The organism is Paenibacillus sp. YSY-4.3 (assembly GCF_054767475.1).
The window spans coordinates 209,205-221,540 of the sequence record NZ_BAABMC010000002.1 but is presented as its reverse complement, the minus strand read 5'-3'; the positions used below and the strand labels follow the sequence as shown (position 1 = coordinate 221,540).

The following is a 12,336-nucleotide window of genomic DNA, read 5'->3' as shown; positions in this document are numbered from 1 at the left end:
TATTTAATACATAAAAATTCATGGGGTGAGTGATCGATGTCTCTGTCGATGGTGAGGAAATACGGTATCAGCCCGGTGCAGCTGCAAACTAGCGGATAACCATTTGTACCGGGCGGTAGAGCTTATTATTGTTATCCGACAGCTGCACCTCTCTGCGGTTTAGGCTAGATAGACGTTTTGTTCTGTTCTTAGCGAAATTCATGAGAGGGGGATGTCAGATGAATCTGGAGAGATTAAGAGAAGCATGGAAAAAGGAAGAAGAAAAGAGCTTTCAGGGATGGGACTTCTCTTCTTTGGACGGGCGAATAGCGGGGGAGGAACTGCCCTGGGATTATAAAGCTGCGGTGCTGGCTCATATGAGCGATGAGCGCGTGATGCTCGACATGGGGACCGGCGGGGGAGAGTTTCTTCGCTCGCTTTGCCCTCCAAGGGGGAAAACGTATGCGACGGAGGCGTATCCGCCGAACTACGAGCTGTGCCGGGCTATCCTGCCCGCTTGGGGGATCGAGGTCAGACAGGTGTTCGATGATGCGAGCCTGCCCTTTGATGACGGATTGTTCGATTTGGTGATCAATCGACATGAAGCCTATTCGGTTGAGGAACTGGCTAGAGTCTTGAAGCCGGGCGGCTGGTTCATTACCCAGCAGGTAGGCGGGCTGAACAACCGGGAGCTGTCCCGTTGGCTGCTTGGGGAAGCGGGGATGACCACGGATTCCGGGTTCGGCTTGGAGCAGGCGGTTCGCGAGTTAACGCTGGCCGGGTTCACGGTTTTGGAGCGGCATGAGTGTTTTCCTCGTCTTCGGTTTTTGGATATCGGGGCGCTGGTGTATTTTGCGAAGGTGATCGAGTGGGAGTTTGCGGGGTTTTCTGTGGACCGGTGCTTCGAGAAGCTGTGTGGGCTGCAGAAAAAGCTGGAGCAGGACGGCTGTGTGGAGAGTCGGGAGCACCGCTTTTTCATCGTGGCTCGTAAACCGATATAGATTATATGGACATTTTCATGCGGGGCTATAGTAGCCCCGTTTTTTAAGGAGGGCGTGGTTTGCATGCGGCATTTTACGATATTTGCTTCAAGGAACGATATTGAAGATATTCCTGGCTTGATTGCTGAAGTATTTGCAGACGGATACAAAATAGACGGCAATCCCGGAGAGTATGTGATTCAACCGCGAAAGTGGTTTAACAAGAACAAGATGGTCATTCGGGTAGCCACTGAGGATACCGATCCAGATTATTTTGCAAACAATATTCCGGGTATGATGGGGTTCTATGATCGAATTCCGTTCGAGGATGAGCAGCTTAAGGGTCTGGTGCTTACGCAGATTTCCGTAATTAACACGATGCTGGCGATCGAGACGGAGAAGGACTACGACGAGGCCTATTTGACGTTGTTCCAAGGGCTTCTTCGCGGCGTGGACGGCATCGGCTTCATCCCGGACGGGACGCTGGCCGATCACGACGGGCGCGTCATTGTTCATCCTGACGGAAGGTCGGGCAATGCCGAGTTCAGGCCAAGGGCTTGCACGAGAAAAATAAGAGGCGAGGAGCAAGTCTCTGCCGAAGGCGAGCAGCGCAAGCAAGCGACGATCGCTTATTTGCGGGAGAGGAATATTCCTTTTATTGAAGGGCTGCCCCAGCTTCCTCCTTTGGCGGACTTGCGCTTTAAGTCCCGGGAGGAAATCGCCCGCAGAGCGGTTGCTCTGCTGCTAGTGATCCAGTATGCCAGCTATATTCTACAGGATGAGGATCTGGAGCAATCCAGGCAGTTCGTGACAGGGATGCTGGATAAGTATGGGGTAACAGATGCCCTGACGGAAAATGAAGTGGAACTGCTCCAGCAGGAGGAGCCAGAGCATCAGGATGCGGTGAATATCTCCTGGCAATACGAAGCTTACTGGGTGCTGATTTGGGCTTTAGGGCTGGTGGGGTCGCTCGATTTTCCCAACGAGACTTGCGATTGCGATTTTGCTATTCAGGTGGTGTCCAGCTGCGATAGCTTCGAGGATTTCATGGAAACAACGTCGCTGCGCCGTCCGGAGGAAATTTTGGATGAAGCGGATCGGAGCTACCGTCTGCACTGGGCCTGTGTGAACAGCAGAGTCAAAGGGGAGAGCGCGCCAGCTGGGATGAGCGAGAGCATCGTTATGGAGAGGCGGAGGGCGCTGTTCTGGCTGATGGGTTATGGAGACGAATCATGGGATCATGTTCGTATGGATACTTAGGGTTAGGGGCTGATTTGTCGTCGCTGCTTGTTGATTGAGAAGGAAAGCTGCAAAAGTGCAGGATTTTACTTGCTAAAGTGCGGAACTGTCTTTAATTGATGCAAAAGCTGCACGGCTCCTTAATTGAACGGAGTCTTTCTCTCCAATAAATTAAACTACTAGATGGTTAGGATAAGGTAAGGAAAAAGGGAAGGTAACAAGGTAACTAGGGAACTAGATGTATTTCCTGCAGTTAGTTCATCGGTTTTGGGCGCGTTAAGGGAAACTAATTGCAAAACCTACATTTAGATTGAAGCTATTTCGACGAATGAGCTCTATTCCGGCAAACTAACTGCATGTTTTGCATTTAGCGTATGTATTTTTGATAATAGAGCGTAACTAGATGTATAAAATACATTTAGTTTTTAAATCACCAATGAATGGTTACTTGAGCTTCTGGAAGGCGAAATATGAGCGGAATTAAGAGCTCTAGACTACTGCACCCTCCATTTCTCCCCAGCATACAATTCAGTATCACAATGAAAAGGGGAGTTATTGTTGGAGATACCTGTGACTGGCTTTGTTGTTCATCGGGAAGATGATTCCGATTCTGAGCACTCGCATAAGCTGTACATTACGTCTTGGAATGGGAGACCTGTGCATGTTCACCCTTTTGCGGGGGAGACATCCTTTGATGTTGGACATAATCACCATTATGCGGGCAGAACGGAACCGGCTCCAAGCGGAGTTCAGCACGTACACAATTACTGCGCGGTGACGTCTTTTAATGCTGGCCACTCTCACAAGATTAGAGGGACGACAGGACAGGCGATCCCACTGCCAGGGGGCGGACATTACCATTACTTCGAAGGATACACGACAGTAGACGGAAGCACGCCGCATCGGCATCACTACTGCGGGAATACGGGCAACGAGGAGGCTTGAACGGGCTAAAGTAGCCTGTTTGGAAAGAATCCGACTGCAGGCAATCAAAAAAGCACCCCAGCGAATCTCTATTGGAATTCCCTTAGATGGGAAGTGGCCAATATCGGTTCGTGGGGTGCTATATTATTTTACAAATCGTCGAATCCGTTGTCGTCGCCGACCTTGCCGTAGTTGCGGGATTTGGCTTCGAAGAAGTCCGTCTTCGTCGCGTTCAGCGCTTCATCCGAGAACGGCTTGATCCATGGCATGCAGTTTACGTCTACGCCTTGGTATGCTTTCTCAAGACCCATCAGGCTCAGGCGTTTATTGGCAATGTACTTGATGTAATCGGACAATTCGTTCAAGTCAATGCCGCGGACTTCCTTGAGCGTATAGTGCGCCCAGTTCGTCTCCAACTCCACCGCCCGGTCGATCGTGCGGTATACGTAGTCGATGTTTTCTTTCGTATTCAGCTCCGGACAGTCTAGCAGCAGCTGTTTGAACACTTCGGCAAAGAAGTAGCAGTGCTGATTCTCGTCACGCTGAATGTAGGAAATCATTTGGCTCGTACCCATCATCTTCTGGTCGCGTGCCAGATTGTAGAAGAAGGCGAACGTGCTGTAGAAGAAAATCCCTTCCAGAATGAGATCCGCTACGAGCGCTTCAAAGAACGTCTGCGGCGATTGTTCGTTACGGAAGTTCTGATAAATTTCCGAGATGAACTTGTTCCGGTCAAGCAGCACGGGATCATGCTTCCAATATTCGAAAATCTCTTTTTGCTCCTGCTCCGATACGATTGAGGACAGCACGTAAGAGTACGATTGGTTATGCACGACCTCCTGCTGAGCGATAATAGCGGAAATCGCCTCAAGCGAAGAATCCGTGAAATAACGTTTTACGTCCCCAACGAACATCGTCTGCATCGAATCCAGAACAGCCAGCAGCGAAATATTGATCTTGAACGTGCGCTGCTCCTCGGGATCCAATAGCGGAAATTGCTGCGCATCCTTGCTCATTGGAATCTCGTCCGCAATCCAGTGGTTCAGCAGCAGTACTTTGTACAGCTTGTACATATGCGGCATGCGGATGTCGTTCCAGTTCAGGATACCAGAGGATTCTCCGTTAATGATGCGAGTTGATTTGTTCGGTGCCTCCGTATTAAAAATCGTTTGCAGTTGCAATGATCTCATCTCCTCAAAGATTTGATGTTATTTTAAAAATATTAGTAGTCTGACTAGCCCAAGCGAATCCCCGCAGGGGACAGCGCCACCCAGCACATAGCCCTCACAATGAACCGCTGATAGCAGCAGTCCGCTCCTATGCAGGAGCGACCACTCTAGCGGGCCCGTTAGGGCGGCAAGCGGCCCAGTTGCACGAACTACCTCGGGTGCGCTCGACAGCAGCAGTCCTCCGCAGTGTGTTTCCAGGTGGCCCGGGTGCGCCGAAAGTAAGACGTACCCGAAGGGGGAAAAGCGTTCCACGCACAAACCTACAGCGTATTCCCGTAGGGAACAGCGAGCAGGAGCGCCTCTTTAACTCCAACGTTACTCCCCTTTGCGGGAGTCCCGAGGGCAGCGGGCCCTCGGGGGCCCTCCCTTACGACAAGGGAGGGTTTGGGTGGGTTGGGATCCTGGTTGGGATCCCCTTAACTGGCGCAGCTCTCACACTCTTCGATCGTCAGCGCGCGGCTGCGAACATAGTAAGTCGATTTCAGGCCGGCCTTCCAGGCATGTAAATGCAGTTCCAGGAATTCCGTCGCTTTGATGTCAGGGCGCACGTACAGGTTGAAGCTTTGCGCTTGATCGACGTGGCGCTGACGGGCTCCGGCCATATCGATCGACCAGTGCTGGTCAATCAGGAAGGCCGTTTTGTAGTACCAGATCGTCTTCTCGGACAAATCCGGCGCCGGGTTGGCGATTTTGTACGTCGTCTTCTCCTCATAGGAGAGCAGCTCGTACAGCGGGTCGATGCTCGCGGTAGAACCGGCGATGATCGAAGTCGAGCCGTTCGGCGCAATCGCGAACATCCAGGCGTTGCGCACGCCGTTCTTGCTCACTTCCTCCGCCAGCTCGCGCCATTGTTCGGTCGTTACGAACTTGCCTTCACGAGTGCCGTCGGTGTAATTCCGGTATGTGAAGTAGTTGCCGTTCTCCCAATCGGAGCCGGCGAACTTCGGATAGCGTCCTTTCTCTATAGCTAGCTCCATGCTGGATTTGACCAGCAGGTAGTTGATTTTTTCATAGAGATCATCGTTGTATTTAACGGCTTCTTCAGATTCCCAGCGGATGCCTTCCAGGGCCAGCAAATGATGGAGCCCGAAGGTGCCGAGCCCGATCGCCCGGTATTGGCTGTTCGTGTACTGGGCTTGCAATACCTCGATGTTGTTGATGTCGATGACGTTATCGAGCATCCGCGTCTGAATCGGAACGAGGCGATCCAATACGCCGGCTGGAACAGCGCGGGCAAGGTGGATCGAGTTCAGGTTGCAGACGACGAAATCGCCAGGAATTTTGGAAACGACGATACGGGTTTGGCCGTCCTTCGTTACTAATTCCTCTTGTTCTACAACGGTTGGCGATTGGTTTTGCATGATTTCCGTGCACAGATTCGACGAGTAGACCATGCCGTGCGCCCGGTTCGGGTTGGCGCGGTTAACGGTGTCTCGGTAGAACATGTACGGCGTGCCTGTCTCCAGTTGCGATTTCATGATCCGTTTCATGATATCGATCGCTGGCATCGTAATTCTCGACAGCGTTGGATGATTGACCGCTTCTTCATATCTTTCACGGAACTCGCCGCTGCCTACCTCTTTGTCGTAGAAATCTTCCAGGCCTAGCGGGCGGCCGTTCTCGTCTTTCCAGCCCATCGTCTTCTTCACTTCGTGCGGGCAGAACAGGTTCCACTCGCCGCGAGCCTCGACAGCTTCCATGAAAAGGTCAGGGAGGCAGACACCGTGGAACACGTCATGCGCGCGCATCCGCTCGTCACCGTTGTTCAGCTTCAGGTCAAGGAAAGCGAGGATATCCTTGTGGAACACGTCCAGATATACCGCGATGGCTCCTTTGCGTGTGCCGAGCTGGTCGACGCTGACGGCCGTGTTGTTCAGCTGGCGAATCCAAGGGATAACGCCGGAGCTGGTGTTCTTGTGGCCGCGGATGTCCGAGCCGCGGGCGCGAACCTTGCCGAGATAGACGCCGATGCCGCCGCCCATTTTGCTGAGGCGGGCCACGTCCGTATTAGAATCGAAAATGCCTTCCAGCGAGTCGTCCACGGTATCGATGAAGCAACTGGACAGCTGTCCAGCGACTTTTTTACCGGCATTGGACATCGTTGGCGTAGCGGCGGTCATATAGATGTTGCTCATAGCCCAGTAGGCTTCTTTTACAAATTCCAGACGCTTGTCTGCAGGCTCCTGGTGCATCAGATACATGGCGATGACCATGTAACGCTCTTGCGGCAGCTCCATCGTGCGTCCGTCAAAATCGGTAGCCAGGTAGCGCTCGGTGAGCGTCAGCAGGCCGATATAATCGAACAGCAGGTCGCGGGTCGGGTCAATCAGCTCGCCCAGTTCATCGATTTGCTCTTTCGTATAGCAATCGAGCAATTCTTGGCGGTAGATGCCCGCTTTGACTAGCTCGGTAATAAGATGGTAGAACGATCCGTAAGGCTCTTCCGGATACGCTTTGTAACGGCGGTTGACCGCTGCTTTTTTGTATAAGGTAGTGAGCAGGGCGCGGGCTGCGGCAAACTTCCAGTCCGGCTCGTCCTTGGTGACGAGTTCCAGAGCGGACATCGTAAAGGCGCTGCTGATTTCCTCGCCGGTGACGGAGTCATGTCTCAGCTTAGCGGTGACGCCGCGCAGCAGACGCTCCTTGTCAAGTGTATGTAATCCATCCAGAATACGGTCGGCGTAAATTCCGAGACGGTCATTGTCGAACGCAAGCTGGCGATTGTTGGGTTTCGTTACGAGTGAAGGCATGTAAAAATTCCTCGCTTTCCTGAAGTGGGATATTTAATCTTCCAATTCATTGTCGAATCTTGGATGCTCAAATCTTTAATTCTTAAATTGCAACTATTCCTCGAAAAAAGAGGCGCTTCATACGCGGGCTCAAAAGATCGCAATTATACGATCTTGATCGATAGAAGAGCTTTGAACAGCCACGTTATGATTTGGCGCCAGTGACGTCAATAGAACGAACACAAATTATAATTATACTAGAAACAGAGTCGGCTAGAAAGAGAAAGTTGGCTGCCATTCGACAATGCCGCGCTGGGACAGGCTCGCCGGAATGTCGATCAGCCTTTGATTGGAGCTGCCGCGATAGAGCAGGGATGGGTCCCGTAATTCATCGACATAGCGCCCGTCCACCAGAACCTGGCAGCGGCTTAACAGTCCGTATTCCGGTGACTGCGTGTCCTCGGTTAATTCCTCGTACGTATACCCGCTGTAAATCCAGACGGATAACGAGCCTGCGGCCTCGCGCAAACGATCGAGGAAAGCACTGACCTGGGCTGCCGAGAAAAAAGGGTCGCCGCCAAGAATCGACAGTCCGCTAAGCAGCGGGTTGCCGGCGATGTCCTGGATAATTTCCTGCTCCCGTTCGGAAGTGAAGGGCTCGCCGTAATTGAAATTCCAGGTGGCCGGACTGAAGCAGCCCTTGCAATAATGGCGACATCCGCTTATAAAGAGCGCCGCCCGCAGTCCTTCGCCTTCATTAATCGATTCCGGGTAATAGCCGCAAATGTTCATGTCGAATGCTTCAGGCGGTCGCGGACCTCGGCTTGCTTGGCGGCGTTGAACCGCGTCTGGAAATCCCCGGTCAAATATCCGGTCACGCGCCGCAGGCGGCGGATATGGACGTCCTGCTCGCTGGCGTTGCAGGATGGGCAAACAGCGCCGATGATTCCTTCATAACCGCAGCCCGAGCAGCGGTCAATCGGATGGTTTATGCTAAAGTAGCTCACTTGCTGCGACAGTGCGTACTGAATGATTCTCAGAAACGCGGCCGGATTGCTGCGGGCGTTGCCGTTCAGCTCAATGTAGGAGATGGCTCCCGCATTGCACAGCCCGTGGAACGGTGCTTCCAGCTCGATTTTTTTAGCTGCGCTGATGTCATAGTATACCGGCACATGAAAAGAGTTCGTGTAATATTCCCGGTCAACGACGCCAGGAATTTCCCCGTAGTTAGCCCGGTCTCGCTTGGTGAACTTCCCGGACAACCCTTCCGCCGGAGTGGCGAACAGGGTAATGTTCAGGTTGTGCCGTTCGCTCTGACGGTCGCAATAGTCGCGCATGAAGGCGATCAAATTATAAGCTTTCTTATATACATCGGCATCTTCACCGTGATGTTTACCATACATGGCTTTCATGCATTCCGCGACCCCGATGAAGCCGATCGACAGGCTGCCGTGCTTGAGTAGCTCTTCCACCGTATCCTCGGGGTTCAGATGTTCGCCGCCCTCCCATACGCCTTCGCGCATCATGAAGTCGGAAGCCTTCGCTTTCTGGGACGATTGAATCCGGAAGCGGTGCAGCAGCCCGTCCAAAGCGATATCCATATAACGTTCCAGTTCACGGTAGAAGCCTTGTTCATCTGCGGTTTGCCGCTGTCCTAACGCAATGCCATGTTCCAGGCCCAGCTTGACCAGGTTCAGGGTATTGAAGGACAAATTTCCTTTACCGGAAAGGCGGTTGCGGCCGAAGCGGTCGCTTAGCACCCTCGTGCGGCAGCCCATCGTGGCAAATTCGGTATCTGGGTTCGCCGGATTGTAGTACATCAGATTGAGCGGGGCGTCCAGGTTGGCGAAGTTCGGATACAGCCGCTTGGCCGAGCATTCCGCTGCTTTCAGGAACAGCTCGTAATTGGGTTCTCCGGGCTGCTGATTAACGCCTTGCTTGCATTTAAAAATTTGAATTGGAAAAATCGGCGTTTCGCCGCTGCCAAGTCCGCGCATCGTTGCGGCAAGCAGGGAGCTGATGACGAGTTGTCCTTCTATCGACGTGCAGGTGCCGTAGTTGATGCTCGTAAACGGAATTTGTCCGCCCGCCCGGCTCGACATCGTATTGAGATTGTGAATGAGGCTCTCGGCGGCCTGCAGCGTTTCGCCTTCGATCTCTTTGACTGCATATTTGAAAGCTCTTGGATACTGCGCTTGCAGATCGGAGCGAGCCATTGTGATGAGGCCGTACTCGGCGTCCTTGTCTCCTTCTTCGAAGTAGTCCAAGCCTTTGCGGAAATATTTGATGAAGGATTTGGTCACATAAGGCGCCAGGTCATGATCAAGCTTGTTGGCGGATACTCCACCGTATTGCGCATTTTGCTGGGATTGAAAAATAATCGCCACGAGCGCCATCGCCGTCATAATTGAATTCGGCGGCCTTACACTGCCGTTCCCGGTGTTGAACCCTTCGCGCAGCAGCTTATCGAACGGAATAAAGATACAGTTCGTCGTTCCGATCGCATATTGATCCAAATCGTGTACGTAGACGACATTGTCTTGAATGGCCTGAACGAGTGGTTTAGGCATGACAAAATGGTTCGCATACCATTTCGCGTATTCGCTGCCGAATTTGCTCATCTTGCCGGAGAAGCTTTCGCCGTTCAAGTTAGCGTTCTCCCGCAGCACTTCAAGATTGCTGCTCGCAACGATCTCTTCTCCTAATGTAATAACTTCTTCCAGCATGTCTTGGCGGCTTGTATAAACCGGGTTCATAATCGCCATAACAAAGTTTCCCTCCCGAAAAACTACACATTACAACCATATAAAAGGCATTTCCGACTGTGCAAGGTTGGAAATGCCCGAATGCGCGTTGGAAGAACTGCTTGGATCATCCATTAGATACAGGATAGATACATATGTAAGCTGCAAGCGGACACCTACCTGTTCCTCGCAGGTTCATCTGGTACTTGGTGTCAATACAGAATTGGGCAGGTATCCTGGCTTCCGGTTTCTTCGCTGACGCCTTCCCGCAGATGGCTAGCATCTGCAGTGGCCCTTGTCAGTAAAGTGCTGCAAAGAGCTTGGTGAGCTCTTGCAGGCACCCGGTCACAGTGGCGGGACCGCAGCGGAATTGCACCGCACTTCCCTTTTAAGCCCCAGCCGATCAATAGAGGGCTGGATCACCCGATTCCACTATATTTGGTTGTCTGCAACTTACATTACCCCAATATGTAGTGTTTGTAAACAGACAACTTCACCAGCCGAGTGATGAAAAAGTATGAAAAAACTGGTGAAAGCAACCCTGATGCGGCGAGTGGGAGATGAAGAAAAATTGTGAACATTTATCGCGGCAATTCATGGTCGTATTTTTTGCGCAGGTGGTTCAGCTGTTCTAATTTGCGCAGGTGCTGCTCTTGGTTTTTCATCCCGGTAGCGACGATCAGGTTCTCTACCAGGAAGGTCGGGGCGATCATCGAATGGAATTCCCAAATCTCGCCCCGGCTGGCATACAGGGTTACGTCGCTTTGGCCCGAGAAGTCGGAGACAAGGCGATCGGTAATGAGTACTGTACGGTAGCCGCATTGCTTGGCATGGTCAGCGATCACTTTGGCTTCTGGAAGCAATCGGACGAAGCCGAAGAGGACAACGACGTCTTCGCCTGTAATATGGAGCAGATCCTCGAACAGCTCGCTGCCTCCGCGATCAAGGTGATGGATGGACAGGCCGAAGCGGCTGAGGCGGTAATGCATCAACTGGGCCAGACCGGACGAGGGACCCGGGGCATACAAATATACTCTGCGCGCCGTGACAAGTGCATCAACAGCGGCGTCAAATGCTTCCTGTGAATAATGCTGCAGCGTGCCTTCTAGATGCTCAATGCTGGAGGCAAGGAATTGACCTGGAAAGGACGCCGCGTTTGCTCTATCCATGATGTTTTTCATCTTGGCGGCAGGGGTAACTTCCAAATGCTCGCGAAGCTGGTTTTTGAAATCTTTAATATTTTTAAAACCGACAGAACGCCAAAACCTCGATACGGAAGCGATGCTGAGTCCCAAGTTGTCCGCGATTTCTTGTTCGGTCAGAAAGAGGACGGTTTGCATGTTTTTCTGAATATAGTCGGCAATTTTATATTGACCTGGGGATAAGGTTTCTAAATTCCAGTCCAAGTTCATCGGGGTGGCCTCTCTTTCTTCGGTTGAATGGATAGCTTTAGATTAACATATCCGCACGAGGGCGGTAATGAGAATCTAGCAAGGAATGATATATTTTTTTCATTAAATAAATTCATGAAATAATTTTTACATATGATTTACAAGATATAGAAGCAGCATTAATATTTCCCTCCTATAGTGGAGCTATCTGAAACCAGGAGGGGAAGCTAGAGTGGCTCAATTAAAACAAAGGTATGTATTAACCCAGTCCCAGAAAATGATGGTATTCATTCTATCGATGTCGCTGTACGGTTTGTCGAATATGATCACCGAACTGATTCCGTCGGTTCAGCTGGGACCGATCGAACTGTCGGTCGAATACTTCGCGTTCATCCCGCTGACGCTGTGCATTTTGTTCCATCCGTTCTATGCGGCGGTCGGGGCGGCGCTTGGCGAAGTCATCTTCGGCGAAATCATGCTAGGGCAATTCGGCGGACTTGGCGAGCTGGAGAAGTTCATCGGGTTCTCACTGGCAATGTTCATCGCCGGGACGCTGGTGAGCGATCCTCAGAACCGCAGACAGGTTGGCGTCGCAGCGATGATGGGAGTCGTCATTCACCAATTTATCAGTTGCGCGGTCGATATCGCCAAAGTATGGATCGGTGTGGAGGAGTTTGAGGCGGTGCCGGGATTAGCGCAAAGCGTTGTGGTGGTTGAAGGAGTGGCTTTTCTAAACGATGTTTTGTTCTCAGGCATTCTGTTCGCGCTGCTGCCGACGTTGTACCTTGTGCCTCGTTTATATGGGAAAATCGAACCGCTGCTTGGCATGAAGCCTAGAAATAATAAGATGAAATATTCACTCGGTGAAATTATGGCTCCCAGATTAATCGTCGTTTCCGTAATACTGGCCGTTCTGGCTGCAGTTGCTGAGTTCCTGGCTGAATCGGATATGGCGCTTGTTGAATGGGATGCCGACTTCCTGGAAAGCATCGGCGGCTGGTTCATCTGGGTAAGCATCGGCGCTGCCGCCGCGGTGGCATGCCTTACGATTTGGATGCTGGTTCGCAGGGGAAAACGCTCGGGTACGGCAGGCACCGGGATCTAAACTATAGTGGAGGTTA

General features: G+C 51.8%; 9 protein-coding genes and 1 riboswitch. Of the genes, 4 read left to right on the top strand and 5 right to left on the bottom strand.

The genetic code is table 11. The annotated features are described in order from the left end of the window. Positions 1-218 precede the first annotated feature (218 nt). The 3 genes from ACYUJT_RS07955 to ACYUJT_RS07945 all read left to right on the top strand — a co-directional run bounded on the left by ACYUJT_RS07955 (position 219) and on the right by ACYUJT_RS07945 (position 3,143). Entirely contained in the window at positions 219-980 is a 762-nt protein-coding gene (locus ACYUJT_RS07955) for a class I SAM-dependent methyltransferase (RefSeq protein ID WP_460320309.1), read from the top strand. A gap of 63 nt (positions 981-1,043) precedes the next feature. Next, a complete protein-coding gene (locus tag ACYUJT_RS07950) occupies positions 1,044-2,219 on the top strand; it encodes a DUF4272 domain-containing protein (protein ID WP_460320307.1) in 1,176 nt (391 codons plus the stop codon). Positions 2,220-2,756: 537 nt separating this feature from the next. After that, positions 2,757-3,143, top strand: a complete 387-nt coding sequence (locus tag ACYUJT_RS07945; protein ID WP_460320304.1) for a YmaF family protein — start codon at positions 2,757-2,759, stop codon at positions 3,141-3,143. A gap of 128 nt (positions 3,144-3,271) precedes the next feature. Here ACYUJT_RS07945 and ACYUJT_RS07940 read toward each other — a convergent pair whose 3' ends face one another. The 5 genes from ACYUJT_RS07940 to ACYUJT_RS07920 form a co-directional block, all read right to left on the bottom strand. After that, positions 3,272-4,303 (bottom strand): ribonucleotide-diphosphate reductase subunit beta, encoded by a 1,032-nt coding sequence (locus ACYUJT_RS07940; RefSeq protein WP_460320302.1) that lies wholly within the window; start codon positions 4,301-4,303, stop codon positions 3,272-3,274. 464 nt (positions 4,304-4,767) lie between these two features. Further along, positions 4,768-7,101, bottom strand: a complete 2,334-nt coding sequence (locus ACYUJT_RS07935; protein ID WP_460320299.1) for a ribonucleoside-diphosphate reductase subunit alpha — start codon at positions 7,099-7,101, stop codon at positions 4,768-4,770. 252 nt (positions 7,102-7,353) lie between these two features. Then, the gene (gene nrdG, locus ACYUJT_RS07930) at positions 7,354-7,872 is read right to left on the bottom strand and encodes an anaerobic ribonucleoside-triphosphate reductase activating protein (RefSeq protein ID WP_460320297.1); all 519 of its coding nucleotides are present in this window, start codon (positions 7,870-7,872) and stop codon (positions 7,354-7,356) included. Beyond that, positions 7,869-9,845 (bottom strand): anaerobic ribonucleoside triphosphate reductase, encoded by a 1,977-nt coding sequence (locus ACYUJT_RS07925; RefSeq protein WP_460320294.1) that lies wholly within the window; start codon positions 9,843-9,845, stop codon positions 7,869-7,871. Before ACYUJT_RS07925 ends, nrdG begins: the two co-directional genes overlap by 4 nt. Before the next feature lie 188 nt (positions 9,846-10,033). After that, a riboswitch (cobalamin riboswitch) is annotated at positions 10,034-10,266 on the bottom strand. A 139-nt stretch (positions 10,267-10,405) separates the two neighbouring features. Beyond that, positions 10,406-11,236: a MurR/RpiR family transcriptional regulator gene (locus ACYUJT_RS07920; protein ID WP_460320292.1), complete on the bottom strand. Its 831-nt coding sequence runs from the start codon at positions 11,234-11,236 to the stop codon at positions 10,406-10,408. A 211-nt stretch (positions 11,237-11,447) separates the two neighbouring features. Between ACYUJT_RS07920 and ACYUJT_RS07915 the strand changes: the two genes are divergently transcribed. Then, the gene (locus ACYUJT_RS07915) at positions 11,448-12,320 is read left to right on the top strand and encodes a cell division protein FtsQ (protein WP_460320289.1); all 873 of its coding nucleotides are present in this window, start codon (positions 11,448-11,450) and stop codon (positions 12,318-12,320) included. Positions 12,321-12,336: the final 16 nt, after the last annotated feature.